The organism is Pseudoxanthomonas sp. CF385 (assembly GCF_900104255.1).
In the GTDB taxonomy this organism is placed as follows: Bacteria; Pseudomonadota; Gammaproteobacteria; order Xanthomonadales; family Xanthomonadaceae; genus Pseudoxanthomonas_A.
Genome location: NZ_FNKZ01000001.1, coordinates 1109184 through 1125057, shown reverse-complemented (window position 1 = coordinate 1125057; position 15874 = coordinate 1109184). Strand labels below are relative to the sequence as shown.

Genomic DNA, 15874 nt, shown 5'->3' with positions numbered 1-15874 from the left:
CGTCGGTCCGCCGGCTAGAACGCCTTTACTGCGATGCGCGCGCGAACACCAGATGGCCGCCCTGCGCCTGCACGCGCACCGTGTCGCCGGCGCCGAACTCGCCCGACAGGATCTTCTGCGCCAGCGGGTTCTCCAGTTGCGCCTGGATCGCGCGCTTCAACGGCCGCGCGCCGTACACCGGATCGAAGCCCACGTTGCCCAGCAGCATCAGCGCGGAATCGTCCAGCTCCAGCGCGATCTGGCGCTCGGCCAGGCGCTTGGCCAGGTAGCGCGTCTGGATGCGGGCGATCTCGCGGATCTGCGTCTTGTCCAGCGGATGGAACACGACGATGTCGTCCAGCCGGTTGATGAACTCGGGCCGGAAGTGCGCCTGCACCACGCCCATCACCGCGGCTTTCATCTGGGTGTAGCTCTCGGGCGTGTCGTCGGAGAGCTCCTGGATCAGGCTGGAGCCGAGGTTCGACGTCATCACGATGACGGTATTGCGGAAATCCACCGTGCGGCCCTGGCCGTCGGTCAGGCGACCGTCGTCCAGCACCTGCAGCAGGATGTTGAACACGTCCGGATGCGCCTTCTCGACTTCATCGAGCAGGATCACGCTGTAGGGACGGCGCCGCACGGCCTCGGTCAGGTAGCCGCCTTCCTCGTAGCCGACGTAGCCCGGGGGCGCGCCGACCAGCCGGCTCACGGCGTGCTTCTCCATGAACTCGCTCATGTCGATGCGGATCATCGCGTCCTTGCTGTCGAACAGGAACTCGGCCAGCGCCTTGCACAATTCGGTCTTGCCCACGCCGGTGGGGCCGAGGAACAGGAACGAACCGCTCGGGCGGTCGGGATCGGAAATGCCGGCGCGCGAACGGCGCACCGCGTCGGACACGACCTTGATCGCTTCCTCCTGGCCGATCACGCGGCCGCGCAGCGACTGCTCCATCTGCAGCAGCTTCTCGCGCTCGCCCTCCAGCATCTTGCTGACCGGGATGCCGGTCCAGCGGCTGACGACCTCGGCGATCTCCTCATCGGTGACCTTGTCCTGCAGCAGGCGGAAGCCCTTCTGCTCGGCTTCCTGCGCGGCCGACAGCTGCTTCTCCAGCTCGGGCAGCTGGCCGTACTGCAGCTCGCTCATGCGCGCGTAGTCCTGCTTGCGCTGCGCGGCCTCCAGCTCCAGCTTCACTCGCTCGATCTGCTCCTTGATCTTCGTCGCGCCGGTCAGGGTGGCCTTCTCGGCCTTCCAGATCTCTTCCAGGTCGTTGAACGCGCGCTGCAGCGACTCGATCTCGGTTTCCAGGTCGGCCAGGCGCTGCTTCGACTGCGCGTCCTTCTCCTTCTTCAGCGCCTCGCGCTGGATCTTCAGCTGGATCAACCGGCGCTCCATCCGGTCCATCTCCTCCGGCTTGGAGTCGATTTCCATGCGGATGCGGCTGGCGGCCTCGTCCATCAGGTCGATGGCCTTGTCCGGCAGTTGGCGGTCGGCGATGTAGCGATGGCTCAGCTGCGCGGCGGCGACGATGGCGGGGTCGGTGATCTCCACGCCATGATGCACGGCGTACTTCTCCTTCAACCCGCGCAGGATCGCGATGGTGTCCTCCACGCTGGGTTCGCCGACGAACACCTTCTGGAAGCGGCGCTCCAGCGCGGCGTCCTTCTCGACGTACTTGCGGTACTCGTCCAGCGTGGTCGCGCCGATGCAATGCAGCTCGCCGCGCGCCAACGCCGGCTTGAGCATGTTGCCGGCATCCATCGAACCCTCGGCCTTGCCGGCGCCGACCATCGTGTGCAGTTCGTCAATGAAGAGGATGATCTGGCCTTCGTTCTTGGCCAGGTCGTTGAGCACGCCCTTCAGGCGCTCCTCGAATTCACCGCGGAACTTCGCGCCGGCGATCAGCGCGCCCATGTCCAGCGACAACACGCGCTTGCCGCGCAAGCCCTCGGGCACTTCGCCGTTGACGATGCGCTGGGCCAGGCCTTCGACGATGGCGGTCTTGCCCACGCCCGGTTCGCCGATCAGCACCGGATTGTTCTTGGTACGGCGCTGCAGGACCTGGATGGTGCGGCGGATTTCCTCGTCGCGACCGATCACCGGGTCCAGCTTGCCGATCTCGGCGCGCTCGGTCAGATCGATGGTGTATTTCTCCAGCGCCTGGCGCTGATCCTCGGCGTTCTCCGATTGCACCTTCTCCCCTCCGCGCAGGCGTTCGATGGCCGCGCGCAGTTTCTGCTTGTCGGCGCCGCTGGCCTTCAGCTCCTGGCCGGCGGCCCCGCTGTCGTCCAGCGCGGCCAGCAGGAACCACTCGCTGGCGATGTAGGTATCGCCGCTGTCCTGCGCGAGCTTGTCGGTGACGTTGAGCAGGCGGGCCAGGTCGTTGCCGATGGAGAGGTTGCCGGCCTGGCCGGTCACTTTCGGCAGTTTGTCGAGCGCTTCGCCCAGCCGCTCGCGCAGCACGGGCACGTTGACGCCGGCCTGCGACAACAGGGGGCGCGTGCTGCCGCCCTGCTGCTCCAGCAGGGCGGTGAGCACGTGCACCGGCTCGATCATGGTGTGGTCGCGGCCCACGGCCAGCGACTGCGCATCGGCCAGCGCCTGCTGGAAACGCGAGGTCAGTTTGTCCATCCGCATCGGGAGAACCTCTAGGAAGAAAGGGGCCGGCGAACGCCAGCCGATGCTACCCAGATGCGGTTAAGCGCCGGTGTTTCAAGTCCACTTGAGACCGAAATTCACCGTAGGGTGGGCCTTGGCCCACCGTCTTCGCACGTAACAGGATGGCGGGCCAAGGCCCGCCCTACGCCTTCTTCTGGAGAGACAGGGCGCCCAGCAGCACCGCCAGCGCGGCGTAGGCGCCGGCGAACTGCCACAGGATCGTCGCGCGCAGGCCCTCGACCTCCCACGGCAGGTAGATGCCGCCGCGCGGATCCACCGAGTGGATGATCCCGAACAGCGTCAGCACGGCGCCGACCAGCAGCGCGACGACCGCGCGGCCGTTACGGCCGTCGATCATCGCCACCAGCGCGGTGGTCCAGATCATCGCGGTGATGATGAAGCCGTTACCCAGCGTCACGATGGTGGCCAGGTCCGGCAGGCCGTGGCCATCCACGCCTTCGTACAGGCCGGCGAAGTGGTCCGGCGCGATCCACGCGGGATTGCCGAACTTGATCGTCAGCAGGTAGGCCACCGACGGCAGGAAGCCCAGCGCCACCGCGATGGCGTGCTTGCGCGGCGTCTCGGTGAAGGCCTGCACGGTGATGTCCAGGCCCACGTACACGATGATCGGCGCCAGCACCGCGACCGGCAGCCACTGCACGAGCCCGGACACGTAGCCGAGCACGCCGCCCAGGCCGATGAAGAGGCCGGTTAGCAGCGTGTAGCCCTTGCGCGCACCCATGTGCTTGTACGCGGGCTGGCCGATGTAGGGCGTGGTCTGCGCCACGCCGCCGCAGAAACCGGCCACCAGCGTGGACACCGCTTCGGCCAGCAGCACGTCGCGCGTGCGGTAGTCGTCGCCGGCGGCGCGCGCGCTTTCGCTGACGTTGATGCCGCCCACCACCATCAGCAGGCCGAACGGCAGCAGCAGCGGCAGGTAGGGCACGGTGTAGGCCAGGCCCTCCAGCCAGCCCAGCGTGGGCAGCGGCAGGGTGAAGGCCAGCGGCACCGCGTCGGGCACCTTGAAGCCCGGTGCACCCAGGCCGGCCAGGCCGAGCCCGTAGTACAGCGCAGTGCCGACGATGAAGGCCAGCAGCACACCGGGCAGCTTCACTGGCAACTTGCCTTTCGCGACCAGCACGTACAGCAGCAGGCCGAAGGTGACGAAGCCGACGATGGGCTGGCGCAGCGTTTCGATCAGCGGCAGGAACCCCAGCAGCGTCAGCGCCGCGCCGCCGATGGAGCCCAGCAGGCCGGCACGCGGCACCGCGCGGGTGACCGCATCGCCGAAGAACGACAACACCAGCTTCAGCACGCCCATCACCACCAGCGCCGCCATGCCGAGCTGCCAGGTGGCGGTGGCCGCGGCCTGTTCGTCCAGGCCGGCCTGCTTGAAGCCGACGAACGCCGGGCCGAGCACGAGCAGCGCCATGCCGATGCTGGTCGGCGCATCCAGGCCCAGCGGCATCGCGGTGACATCATCGCGCCCGGTCTTCGCCGCCAATCGGTGCGCCATCCACGTGTAGATCAGGTTGCCGACCAGCACGCCCAGCGCGGTGCCCGGGAACATGCGGGTGAACACCACCTCGGCCGGGAACTGGAAGATGCCGATCAGCGCGGCGGCGATGAAGCCGAGGATGGACAGGTTGTCCACCACCAGGCCGAAGAAACCGTTGAGGTCGCCGGGAACGAACCAGCGGCGCACGGGAGAAGCCGATGCGGTCATGGAGGCTGCGATCAGTGGGAAGGGCGTGAGGCCGCCAGCATAAGCGCCTGCGTGGTCCGCGGGCGCACCGGGTTCAGAACGATACGTCCACCGCGTGGCGCGACCACAGCACCGACTGGTGCCCGGTGGCCTGTTTCCATGCCAGGCGGATCGCCTCGATGTCGGCGCGGCGCTGCGGCGTGTCCTCGTGCAGCACCACCAGCACCTTGGTCTTCAGCCGGTTCGGCTCGCCGGCGCCGCGGAACAGCCACTGGCCGTACGCATCGAACACGGTCAGGCCATCGGGGAACCGCGCGGTCACTTCCTTGTCCAGGAAGGCGCGCCAGGTCTCCTCGGTGATCGCCGCCGCCTGGGGGCGATCGGCCGGACCTTCTTCCTTGCCCACGCCGAAGTACAGCTCGCTGCGCACCCACCCTGCGGCCTGCGCGGGACGCAATGCGTCGCCCTGCAGCGACGAGGTGGTGGCCGACGGCGCATCGGCGCTGCGCACGCTGGCGCATCCGGATACGGCCAGCAGTGCGGTGGCCAGGAAGAGACTTCTCAACAGCATGGGGGACTCCAGTGGGGACGCGTACTGTCGGCCGACATCATCGCGCATCGAAATAACCGCTGGGAATGACGACATGGCATCACGCCATGGCCTGCGTTGGCCCTCCGATGGACATCGCGGGGTAATGTTCCGTCACCCCGGCGCAGCCCACAGACCGGGGACGACGACCCCCACGACACCTCTTGTCCCGATGCCGATCGCACGACCCGTAGCCGCCCGCGTCCCTCCTGGTCTCTCCCCCCGCGGGACCGGCGGCTGCGGCTGTCGTTGCCCCTGATCCGGCCTCCGTCGTCGCTCCACCCTCTCCCGTACCCCACCCGCCAGGAGTTTCCATGTCCCGCCCCACCGTGGCGCCGCTCGGCGCTGCCATCGCACTCGTCCTCGCCTTTCCTGCGCTCGCCCAGCAGGCCCCGGCCGATGGCACCACCGACCTCGATGCGGTGATCGTCACCGGCACCCGCGCCAGCGATCGCACGGCGCTGGAATCCACTTCGCCGATCGACGTGCTGACCGCCGAGGACATCCGCAAGGCCGGCGTGCTCAACGGCGAGCTCGGCAGCGCGCTGCAGGCGCTGTTGCCGTCGTTCAACTTCCCGCGCCAGTCCAATTCGGGCGGCGCCGACCATGTGCGCGCCGCGCAGCTGCGTGGCCTCGCGCCGGACCAGGTGCTGGTGCTGGTCAACGGCAAGCGCCGCCACACCACCGCGCTGGTGACGACGGGTTCGAAGATCGGCCGCGGCACCACGCCGGTCGACTTCAACGCGATCCCGGTCAGCGCGATCAAGCGCATCGAAGTCCTGCGCGACGGCGCGGGCGCGCAGTACGGCTCTGACGCGGTGGCCGGCGTGGTCAACATCATCCTCGACGACGCGCCCGAAGGCGGCGCCTGGGAAGCGAGCTTCGGCCTGCACCACACCGACGTCGAACCGATCGGCCAGACGCTCACCGACGGCCAGACCAGCTTCCTGTCAGGCAAGGTCGGCACGGCGGTGGGCGATGGCGGCTTCTTCCGCGTGGGCTTCGAGCTGAAGAACCGCGAGGCCACCAACCGCGCCGGCTTCGACCAGGTGCCGCCGTGGGACCAGACCCCGGCCAACCTCGCCGTGCAGGGCCAGCGCAACTACCACCTCGGCGACGGCGCCTCGAAGGACCTCAACGCCTGGATCAACACCGGCGTGCCGCTGGGCGAGAACGCGGAGTTCTACCTGTTCGGCACCTACAACAAGCGCGACACCGTGGGCGCCAACTACTTCCGTTACCCCGACGGCGTGTCCAATTGGCCCGAGGTCTATCCGGACGGCTACCGCCCGGTGTCGCTGGGCGAGAACCAGGACGTCGCCGCCGTCGGCGGCGTGCGCGGACAGTGGGGCGAATGGCGCTACGACGCCAGCCTCAACCGGGGCAGCAACACCTTCACCTACCGCCTGCGCAACTCGCTCAACGCCTCGCTCGGCCCGACCAGCCCCACCCGCTTCAAGACCGGCGACTACGAGTCCGCGCAAACCCTGGCGAACTTCGACCTGAGCCGCGGCTTCGACCGGGCGACCGCCAGCCATGACCTCGCGTTCGGCGCGGAGTTCCGCCTCGAGGAGTACGAGACCGGCGCCGGCGACCCGGCCAGCTACGCGGCCGGCCCCTACACCGACCGGCCGACCGGCTCGCAGGCCGGTGGCGGCCTGACGCCGCAGGACGTGGCCAACCTCGACCGCGACGTCGCCAGCGTGTATGCCGCGCTGTCCAGCCGCTTCGGCGACAAGCTGACCACCGACGTCGCGCTGCGCTACGAGCACTACAGTGACTTCGGCGGCGAACTCACCGGCAAGGTAGCCGCCCGCTACGAGTTCGCGCCCGCGTTCGCCCTGCGCGGCGCGTTGTCGAACAACTTCCGCGCGCCGTCGCTGGCGCAGATCGGATACGAGTCGACCTCGACCGGCTACAACGCCGCCGGCCAGCTGACCCAGGGCCGCCTGCTGTCGGTCAACAACCCGATCGCTCGCGCGCTCGGCGCACAGGATCTGGATCCGGAGAAGTCGATCAACGCCAGCTTCGGTTTCACCAGCCGGATCGGCGAGCACTTCGACCTGTCGCTGGACGTGTTCCACATCGAGATCGACGACCGCGTGGCGCTTTCGGAGAGCATCACCGGCGATGCGCTCACCGATTTCATCGACGCGGAATTCGGCGTCCCGGGCGTGCAGAGCGTCAGCTACTTCACCAATGCCGCCGACACCCGCACCCAGGGCGTGGAGCTCGTGACGAACTGGCGGCAGACGCTGGCGGGCGGCAACCTGCTGCTGACCGGCACCTACAGCTATGCGAAGACCGAGCTGAAGAACCTCGTCGCCACCCCCGCGCAACTGCTCGCGCTGGATCCGGATTACGTCCTGTTCGGCGTGGAAGAGAGCAACACGCTGACCGATGCCGCGCCGCGCACCCGGGCGCAGTTCACCGCGAACTGGGGCAGCGACCGCTGGAACCTGCTGGGCCGCGTCAGCCGCCACGGCAGCGCCAAGCGCGTGTTCAACTTCGGCGGCGGCTTCGAGCCGGAACAGCGCTACGGCGCCGAATGGCAGCTCGACGCGGAAGTGGAGTACAGGATCACGCGGAAGTGGAGCGTCGCGCTCGGCGGCCTGAACCTCACCGACGAATATCCGGATCTGTCGAACGAGGACATCTACTACTTCGGCAACCTGCCCTACGACGTGCTGTCGCCCATCGGCAGCAACGGCGCGTACTACTACACCCGGGTGCGCTACACGTTCTGACACCCACGTGCATCGCCGCCTCCCTGCGGGGGCGGCCACCTACTGATCGGACGGGCGCCGCGGCACGGGAACGGGCGGGCAACCGTCGCGCGGAGCGGCTGGCTGGCCAGCTGCGCGCCGGCGCCCGGACGGTCAGACCGCGCAGCAAGGAACAAGCGGCGTGCAGGAAGAAGAACGCGTCGCCACGCGCCCGGATGGCAAACCATGCGGAAACCGCTTTGCGACTTAACGCTGAGCGAAGACATCGCCATGCGCGTGGACGTTGAACAACGTGGACACCTACAGGAAGCGCGCCCGCTCTTCGTCTGTCGGCAGATGGCACGCCGTCGTCCCGAACCATTGATAGCGATTTCGTGCCACCCACCGGTAGAGCGGATCGCGCACACCGCGCGGCACCACCGCCATCACCGCCGCCAGCCGCCACGCGCCGCCCAGCCCCGTCAACACGCGGCGGATCGCATCGCTGTCCGTCCACGCGCGCTCGCCCTCGACCAGCAGGAACGACGCCGGATCGTCCTGATCCAGACCATGCCCGGCGAGCAACGCCCGCCCGGCTGCCGACTGCATCGCCGCAAAGCGATAGCGTCCTTCACGATCGTGCTTGAGCAGGAACTTCACCCAGCCATTGCACAGCACGCAGACGCCATCGAAGACGATGACCGGCGCTTGCGCGCTGGATGGATCCCCTTTCGTCACGCAACGTCTCCGTCAAACAGGATGACTGCCCTCTCCCCGCATGCGGGGAGAGCGTGCCAACGGCGGGTGAGGGGCGAACGGAGCCTGCCACCCATCGCGCCACCGCACAGGTGCAATGCGCGATGCATTGACGCGCGCTCCCCGTGCCGGCAACGAGAAGCGCCCCTCATCCGCCCTCCGGGGCACCTTCTCCCCGCATGCGGGGAGAAGGACGGCCATTCACTCGTCGCGTACATCGAGCCACCCCCGGTAATGCACCAGCCGCCCCGCGACAGGCAATGACGCCCAGACGTCGAACCGATAACGCCCGTCCTCGGCGGATTCGCGCGCGCCCACGCCGGTGAACCAGCGCGCTGGCAACGGCATGCCGAACACGCGGACACGGGCGACGCGCCATGCGAGCGCACCGTCCTCGACCTCCAATCGGAAGCCGAAGGTCGCCAGACCCAGTCGCTCGCACAGCACTTCGCCGTCGCGCCACAGCCGCGAGGGCATGGCGCGGCCACCGATGAAGCGGGTCCAGCGTTCCTGCTGCGGCGTGGCCTCGATTTCCACGCACAGCGGACCCGACCCGGCCGGCGGCAGATGCGTGGCGAAGGCGACCAGCCGCGACAGCAGCCCCGGCCCGCGGTCGACGTCGACTGTTCCGGTGTAACGGCGTAGGCCCTGCGCGACATGCAGCGCGCGCACCGGCGCCGGCAGCGCATCGAAGGCCGGGCCCAGCAGCACGGCGAACAGCGGGCTTACGGCTGCATCCACGCCAGGGTGGCGATGCGGCCGCTGCGGCCGTCGCAACGGTGGGAGAAGAAGCGGTCGGGTTCGCTGATCGTGCAGAGATCGCCGCCGTGGATGGCATCGGCGCGCATGCCGCGCGCGACGAGGCGGCGGCGCGCGAGCGCGGGCAGATCGGCCAACCAATGGCCCGGACGCGTCGGCGCGAACGCCGCGGCCGCGCCCGCATCCTGGGAAACGAAGGCGTCGAAGACGTTCTCGCCGACCTCATAGCGCTGCGGCCCTGCCGCCGGACCGATCCAGGCGACCAGCGCCTCCGCCGGCGTGCGCATCGCCGCCAGCGTCGCCTCCAGCATGCCCTTGGACAGGCCTGGCCAGCCGGCATGCGCGGCGGCGATCTCGCGACCGTCCTCCGCCGCGAACACCACCGGCAGGCAATCCGCGGTGAGGATGGCCAGCACCACGCCGGGCGTCGACGTCACCAGCGCATCGGCCACGGGCTCGGCCGCGGCGGGGTCCGCTGGAGCGTCCACGCGCACGACCTCGATGCCGTGCACCTGCTTCAGCCAGTGCGGTACTGACGGCAAGCCGGCAAGCTCGGCCAGCTGCGCGCGGTTGCGCGCCACCACGGCCGGATCATCGCCGTCGGCCGCGTACTTGTTGCCGAGGTTGAAGGCGTCGAACGGCGCCTCCGACACGCCGGCGCCATGGCGCAGCGTGGTGAAGGCGTGCACGCCCGCCGGTGCGGGCCAGCTGGCCGGCACGACGGGCGCACGGTTCACTTGCGCTGCGCCTGGGTGTCCGCGCGCAACGCGGCCAGCAGCGCCACCATGTCGGCCGGCACCGGCGCGGTGACCCGCACGGGCTCGCCGCTGACGGGGTGGGCGAATTCCAGCGTTTCCGCATGCAGGGCCTGCCGGCGGAAGCTGCGCAGCACCGCGACGAGGTCATCGCTGGCGCCCTTGGGCAGGCGCAGCGGACCGCCGTACAGCGGGTCGCCGACGATCGGGTACTTGATATGCGCCATGTGCACGCGGATCTGGTGCGTGCGGCCCGTCTCCAGGCGGCACTCCAGCGCGGTGTGCGCACGGAAGCGCTCGCGCAGGCGGTAGTGGGTCACCGCGTCGCGGCCGTCGTCGCGCACGGCCATCTTCAGCCGGTCGCGTGGGTGGCGGTCGATGGGCGCGTCGGCGGTGCCGCCGGAGACCATCGCCCCGACGACCACGGCCAGGTACTGGCGGTGCACATCGCGCGAGGCCAGCTGGGCGACCAGCGAGGTGTGCGCAGGCAGGGTGCGGGCCACCACCAGGACGCCGGAGGTGTCCTTGTCCAGCCGGTGCACGATGCCGGCGCGCGGCAGCGCCGAAAGCGACGGATCACGGAAGAGCAGCGCGTTGACCAGGGTACCGGTCGGATTGCCGGCACCCGGGTGCACGACCAGCCCGGCCGGCTTGTCCAGCACGAAGACGTGCTCGTCCTCGTAGAGGATGTCCAGCGGGATGTCTTCCGGCTCGGCATGGGTCTGGGTATCCAGCACCACGTCCAGGCTGGCGGTCTCGCCGCCGCGCACGGGGTCGCGGGGCCGGACCTGCTCGCCATTCAGGCGTGCGTCCCCGGACTTGATCCATTCGGACAGGCGCGAGCGGGAGAACTCGGGAAACAGCTCGGCGAGCACGGCGTCGAAGCGCCGGCCGGCCGCGCTGGCGGGCACGATGGCCGTGCGGGGGGTATCGGGAGAGTCGGTATCGGTCATGCGGAAAGCGTCCAGGGAGGCCTCGGCCTCGGTCCTATTGGCCGAATGTTCATGGCGAGGGCGGCGCCTAGGCTATCATCGACGGCCTGTTTCCCTGCCGCGGCCTGCCGCCAGCCCATGACCCAGCGTGCCCTTCCCCGCTCCGCCCGCCTCTCCGCGTCCGCCCGCCTCGCCCTGCTGGCGCTGGTGATTGCCTTCACCGGGACCGGTTGCGGCAAGATCTTCAAGAAGAAGGAAGCGCCCGAGAACCAGCCGGTCGAGGTCATGTACCAGGAGGCCCACCAGTCCATGCAGGTGAACAACTGGGAGCGCGGCGTGATCCGCTTCCGCCAGTTGATCGCCCAGTACCCGTATGGCCCGTACACCGAGCAGGCGCTGATGGAAACCGCCTACGCCGAGTACAAGTCCGGCAAGCTCGACGACGCGGTGACCACGGTTGACCGCTTCATCCGTACCTATCCGACCCACCGCAACATCCCGTACATGTACTACCTGCGCGGGCTGGCCAACTCCAACCGCGACACCGTGTTCCTGCAGAAGGTCTGGCGCCTGGACGCCAGCCGCCGCGACCTGGCCACGCCGATGCAGGGCTACAGCGACTTCAACACCGTCGCCGAGCGTTATCCGAACAGCCGCTATGCCGCCGATGCGCGCAACCGCATGGTGGAGCTGCGCAACCAGTTCGCCCTGCACGAGCTGGACACGGCGATCTACTACCTGCGCCGCGACGCGTGGGTGTCCGCCGCCAGCCGTGCCAAGTACCTGCTGGAAACCTACCCGCAGAGCGCCTACCAGAACGATGCCGTCGCCGTGCTGGCCGAGGCCTACACGCAGCTGGGCAACGAGACGCTGGCCGCCGACGCCAAGCGCGTGCTGGAACTCAACGACCCGCAGCACCCGTGGCTGGCCGGCAAATTCCCCGACTATCCGTGGATGGTCCGCCGCCTGAACCCGTTCGCCGGCGAGAAGTCCAGCAACACCGTGGACAAGCGCAACAAGGACTGACCGCGCCGCGGTCAGGCACGAAAAAGGGCCGCAAGGCCCTTTTTCTTTGTCCGCGCGACCGGGCGCGCGCTACAGCGTGTAGCGGTTGGTGATGGGATAGCGGCGCTCGCGGCCGAATGCACGGCGCGAGACCTTCGGTCCCGGCGCGGCCTGGTGGCGCTTCCATTCGTTGAGGCGCACCAGCCGCAGCATGCGGTCCACGGTGGCGGCGTCGAAACCGGCGGCGACGATCTCGTCGCGCGACTGCTCCAGGTCCACGTAGCGGAACAGGATGGCGTCCAGCACGTCGTACGGCGGCAGCGAGTCCTGGTCCTTCTGGTTCTCGCGCAACTCGGCCGACGGCGGGCGGTCGATGACGGCCGGCGGGATCACCGGCGCGCCGCCGACGGTGTTGCGCCAGCGCGCCAGCGCGAACACCTCGGTCTTGTACAGGTCCTTGATCGGCGCGTAGCCACCGCACATGTCGCCGTAGATGGTGGCGTAGCCGACGGCGTATTCGCTCTTGTTGCCGGTGGTCAGCAGCAGGCCGCCGAACTTGTTGCTCAGCGCCATCAGGATCACGCCACGGCTGCGCGACTGCAGGTTCTCCTCGGTGGTGTCGGCGGGCTTGTCGCCGAACACCGGCCCCAGCGCTTCGAGGAACCCCTTGAACGGCGCTTCGATCGAGATCGCCTCGAGCTTCACGCCCATCGCCGCGCACTGCTCGGCGGCCAGGTCGTTGGACAGGCCGGCGGTGTAGCGCGACGGCAGCCGCACCGCGGTGACGTTCTCCGCGCCCAGCGCATCCACCGCCAACGCGAGCACCAGCGCCGAATCGATGCCGCCGGACAGGCCCAGCCACACCTTGGAAAATCCGTTCTTGCCGCAGTAGTCGCGGATGCCGCGCACGATGGCGCGCCAGGCCAGCGCATCGCGGCTCTCGTCGCCGTCGTCCATCCAGACCACCGGACTGAACTTGCGCGTGGCCACGTCGAAATCCACCACCAGCCACTGGTCGGTGAACGCCGCGGCCGCCGGATGCACGGTGGCATCGCCATCGGCGACCACGGAGGCGCCGTCGAACACCACCGCATCCTGCCCGCCCACCATGTTGAGGTAGGCCAGGGCCATGCCGGTCTCGCGCGTGCGCTCGGCGATCAGCGCGTCGCGCTGGGCGTGCTTGTCGCGGTCGAACGGCGAGGCGTTCGGCACCAGCGTCAGCACCGCACCCGCGTCGGCGGTGTCGGCCAGCGGCTCGGGGAACCACAGGTCCTCGCAGATCACCAGGCCCAGCGGCACGCCCTTCACCTCGAACGTGCAGGCGCCACCGTCCGGATCCACGTCGAAATAGCGGCGTTCGTCGAACACCGCGTAGTTGGGCAGTTCGCGCTTGCGGTAGGTGGTCTCGATGGCGCCGTCGCGCAGCACGCTGGCGGCGTTGTAGACCACGCTGCCCGCGCTCTGCGGCCAACCGACCACGGCGACGATGCCGTGCGTGCCGGCCGCGATCTCGGTCAGCGCGGTTTCGCAATCGGCGAGAAAGCGCGGCCGCAGCAGCAGGTCTTCCGGCGGGTAGCCGCTGACGGCCAGTTCCGGGAACAGCACCACGTCGGCCCCGTACTCGTCGCGCGCCTCGGCGATCATGCGGCGGATGCTTTCGCTGTTCTGCGCCACCGCGCCGACCGGGAAATCGAACTGCGCCATCGCGATGCGGAGGGTCTGGGTCATGTCGGCCTTCGATGGGAACGAACGCGGCCATTATCCCAGACCGCACGCGCCGGGCGGGCGCGCATAAAAAAGCCCCGCGGCGTCCGGGACGCGCGCGGGGCTGCGCAGGAAACAGGATGCGCGAGGCGGGGAATCAGGGCGCCAAGCGGGCGGCGATGCGCTGCTGTTCGTCCTTCAGTGCCTGCGGGGTGCGGGCACCGAACTCCTCCAGGTATGCGCCGATGCTGGCGAATTCGGCCTGCCAGCCGGCACGCTCGAAGCCGAACAGCACCTCATGGGCTTCGTCGCTCAGCGCCACGCCGTCCAGGTTCAGGTCCTCCGCGCGCGGCAGATGGCCGATCGGGGTCTCGACCGCGTCGGCCGTGCCTTCGACGCGCTGGATCATCCACTCCAGCACGCGCAGGTTCTCGCCGAAGCCGGGCCACAGGAATTTGCCGTCGCCGCCCTTGCGGAACCAGTTCACGTGAAAAATCTTGGGAAGAGCCGTCTTCGGCAGCTTCGCATCGGCATCGCCGAACGACAGCCAGTGGGCGAAGTAGTCGGCGAAGTTGTAGCCGCAGAACGGTTTCATCGCCATCGGGTCGCGGCGCATCACGCCGACCGCGCCGGTCGCGGCGGCCGTCGTTTCGGACCCCATCGCCGCGCCGACCAGCACGCCATGGGTCCAGTCGCGCGCTTCGAACACCAGCGGCACCAGCGAGGCGCGACGGCCGCCGAAGACGATGGCGCTGATCGGCACGCCCTGCGGGTCTTCAGCCTTGGCCGAATAGCTCGGGCACTGGCGCGCGGACACGGTGAAGCGCGAGTTGGGATGCGCGGCCGGGCCGTTGGCCGGGTCGAACTTGCGACCCTGCCAGTCCAGCGCAGGCGTGCGCGTGTCCAGCCCTTCCCACCACGGTTCCTGCTCGTCGGTGACGGCAACGTTGGTGAAGATGGTGTGGTGGCTGATGGTGGCCAGCGCATTCGGATTGGAGCTGTCCGAGGTGCCTGGCGCGACGCCGAAGAAACCGGCTTCCGGATTGATCGCGTACAGGCGACCGTCGGCGCCCGGGCGCATCCAGCAGATGTCGTCGCCGACCGTCCACACCTTCCAGCCGGCCTGGCGGTAGCCTTCCGGCGGGATCAGCATGGCCAGGTTGGTCTTGCCGCACGCCGACGGGAACGCGGCGGCGATGTAATGCGTTTCGCCCTGCGGGTTCTCGATACCGACGATCAGCATGTGCTCGGCCAGCCAGCCTTCGCTGCGCGCCTGGTGCGAGGCGATGCGCAGGGCGTGGCACTTCTTGCCCAGCAGCGCGTTGCCGCCGTAGCCGGAGCCGAAGCTCTTGATGGTCAGCTCGTCGGGGAAATGCATGATGAAGCGGCGGTCTGGGTCCAGCTCGCCGGTGGAATGCAGGCCCCTCACGAACGTCCCTTCGCGTTCGATGCGCGCCAGCGCCGCCGCGCCCATGCGGGTCATGATGCGCATGTTCGCCACCACGTACGGCGAATCGGTGATCTCCACGCCGCAGCGCGAGAGCGGCGAATCGATCGGACCCATGCAGTAGGGGATCACGTAGAGCGTGCGCCCGCGCATGCAGCCGGCGAACAGCGCGTCCATCTTCGCGTGCGCCTCGGCGGGGGCCATCCAGTGGTTGTTGGGGCCGGCGTCTTCGGGCTGCGCGGTGCAGACGAAGGTCAGGTGCTCCACGCGCGCCACATCGCTCGGGCTGGAGCGGTGCAGCCAGCTGTGCGGGTGGGTTTCCGGGTTCAGTGGCAGCAGGGTGCCGTCGGCCAGCATCTGCTTGGTCAGCAGCGTGTTCTCGGCATCGCTGCCGTCGCACCAGTGGATGCGGTCGGGTTGGGTGAGCGCGGCGACCTCGGCAACCCAGGCGTTCAACGCATCCAGCGAACTGCCCGGAAATTCGTTGCGTTTGAAAACATCGACCGCTGCGTTCATGCGCCACCCTCGAAAAGTGAGACCAAAATGATACCAATGTCTTGTCCTTCAGACGAGGAGAACGTCGGCAGGCGGTCATCCCGGAGGGCCGGGCGAGGGTGATTGCGTCTCAGAGGAGCCCGAGAAAGCCCGGCGCACAAGGCGTTGCGCCCTGTGGACAGAGCGCTGAAGGCCATCGATCGGGCTCGGAGAGTCAACGATGGGGCACCGACACCCCATCGATGGCATTCCGAAAGCCATCGATGGCGCTCCCGATGCCATCGATCGCCCGCGGAGCCTCATCGATCGGGCTCGGAAGGTGATCGATGGAGCACGGAGCCCGATCGATGGAGCCCCGAGGGCCCTGCCGATGGAGCTCGAAGTGCC

11 protein-coding genes are annotated in these 15874 nt (G+C 68.8%); 2 read left to right on the top strand and 9 right to left on the bottom strand.

The features are described from left to right. Nucleotides 1–25: 25 nt before the first annotated feature. The 3 genes from clpB to BLT45_RS04940 all read right to left on the bottom strand — a co-directional run bounded on the left by clpB (nt 26) and on the right by BLT45_RS04940 (nt 4911). Nucleotides 26–2614 (bottom strand): ATP-dependent chaperone ClpB, encoded by a 2589-nt coding sequence (clpB, locus tag BLT45_RS04950; RefSeq protein WP_093295903.1) that lies wholly within the window; start codon nt 2612–2614, stop codon nt 26–28. 163 nt (nt 2615–2777) lie between these two features. Beyond that, on the bottom strand, nt 2778–4361 hold the full coding sequence (locus BLT45_RS04945; protein WP_093295900.1) for a SulP family inorganic anion transporter: 1584 nt from the start codon (nt 4359–4361) through the stop codon (nt 2778–2780). 73 nt (nt 4362–4434) lie between these two features. Then, nucleotides 4435–4911 carry a DUF3574 domain-containing protein gene (locus BLT45_RS04940; protein ID WP_175455729.1) on the bottom strand — a complete coding sequence of 159 codons (477 nt, stop codon included), beginning with the start codon at nt 4909–4911 and terminating at the stop codon, nt 4435–4437. Nucleotides 4912–5243: 332 nt separating this feature from the next. Between BLT45_RS04940 and BLT45_RS04935 the strand changes: the two genes are divergently transcribed. Further along, on the top strand, nt 5244–7676 hold the full coding sequence (locus BLT45_RS04935; RefSeq protein WP_093295897.1) for a TonB-dependent receptor plug domain-containing protein: 2433 nt from the start codon (nt 5244–5246) through the stop codon (nt 7674–7676). A gap of 279 nt (nt 7677–7955) precedes the next feature. On the opposite strand, the gene BLT45_RS04930 is transcribed toward BLT45_RS04935, so the two are convergent. The 4 genes from BLT45_RS04930 to rluD all read right to left on the bottom strand — a co-directional run bounded on the left by BLT45_RS04930 (nt 7956) and on the right by rluD (nt 10857). Further along, nucleotides 7956–8372, bottom strand: coding sequence for a thiol-disulfide oxidoreductase DCC family protein (locus tag BLT45_RS04930; RefSeq protein ID WP_093295895.1), 417 nt, complete (start codon nt 8370–8372; stop codon nt 7956–7958). A gap of 219 nt (nt 8373–8591) precedes the next feature. After that, nucleotides 8592–9131 (bottom strand): DUF4166 domain-containing protein, encoded by a 540-nt coding sequence (locus tag BLT45_RS04925; RefSeq protein ID WP_175455728.1) that lies wholly within the window; start codon nt 9129–9131, stop codon nt 8592–8594. Then, on the bottom strand, nt 9116–9886 hold the full coding sequence (pgeF, locus tag BLT45_RS04920) for a peptidoglycan editing factor PgeF (protein WP_093295890.1): 771 nt from the start codon (nt 9884–9886) through the stop codon (nt 9116–9118). The genes BLT45_RS04925 and pgeF overlap by 16 nt, the downstream gene beginning before the upstream one ends. Next, nucleotides 9883–10857, bottom strand: coding sequence for a 23S rRNA pseudouridine(1911/1915/1917) synthase RluD (gene rluD, locus BLT45_RS04915; RefSeq protein ID WP_093295887.1), 975 nt, complete (start codon nt 10855–10857; stop codon nt 9883–9885). Before rluD ends, pgeF begins: the two co-directional genes overlap by 4 nt. Nucleotides 10858–10974: 117 nt before the next feature. Here rluD and BLT45_RS04910 point away from each other — a divergent pair, with 117 nt between their 5' ends. After that, nucleotides 10975–11862: an outer membrane protein assembly factor BamD gene (locus BLT45_RS04910; protein WP_093295883.1), complete on the top strand. Its 888-nt coding sequence runs from the start codon at nt 10975–10977 to the stop codon at nt 11860–11862. A 69-nt stretch (nt 11863–11931) separates the two neighbouring features. On the opposite strand, the gene BLT45_RS04905 is transcribed toward BLT45_RS04910, so the two are convergent. Next, nucleotides 11932–13569 carry an NAD+ synthase gene (locus tag BLT45_RS04905; protein WP_093295881.1) on the bottom strand — a complete coding sequence of 546 codons (1638 nt, stop codon included), beginning with the start codon at nt 13567–13569 and terminating at the stop codon, nt 11932–11934. Nucleotides 13570–13702: 133 nt separating this feature from the next. Continuing rightward, nucleotides 13703–15508 (bottom strand): phosphoenolpyruvate carboxykinase (GTP), encoded by a 1806-nt coding sequence (locus tag BLT45_RS04900; protein WP_093295879.1) that lies wholly within the window; start codon nt 15506–15508, stop codon nt 13703–13705. Nucleotides 15509–15874 lie beyond the last annotated feature (366 nt).

Excerpts from the sequence above, each read along its gene's own strand:
- clpB (WP_093295903.1), bottom strand. The coding sequence starts at position 2,614 with ATGCGGATGGACAAACTGACCTCGCGTTTCCAGCAGGCGCTGGCCGAT.
- BLT45_RS04945 (WP_093295900.1), bottom strand. The coding sequence starts at position 4,361 with ATGACCGCATCGGCTTCTCCCGTGCGCCGCTGGTTCGTTCCCGGCGAC.
- BLT45_RS04940 (WP_175455729.1), bottom strand. The coding sequence starts at position 4,911 with ATGCTGTTGAGAAGTCTCTTCCTGGCCACCGCACTGCTGGCCGTATCC.
- BLT45_RS04935 (WP_093295897.1), top strand. The coding sequence starts at position 5,244 with ATGTCCCGCCCCACCGTGGCGCCGCTCGGCGCTGCCATCGCACTCGTC.
- rluD (WP_093295887.1), bottom strand. The coding sequence starts at position 10,857 with ATGACCGATACCGACTCTCCCGATACCCCCCGCACGGCCATCGTGCCC.
- BLT45_RS04910 (WP_093295883.1), top strand. The coding sequence starts at position 10,975 with ATGACCCAGCGTGCCCTTCCCCGCTCCGCCCGCCTCTCCGCGTCCGCC.
- BLT45_RS04905 (WP_093295881.1), bottom strand. The coding sequence starts at position 13,569 with ATGACCCAGACCCTCCGCATCGCGATGGCGCAGTTCGATTTCCCGGTC.
- BLT45_RS04900 (WP_093295879.1), bottom strand. The coding sequence starts at position 15,508 with ATGAACGCAGCGGTCGATGTTTTCAAACGCAACGAATTTCCGGGCAGT.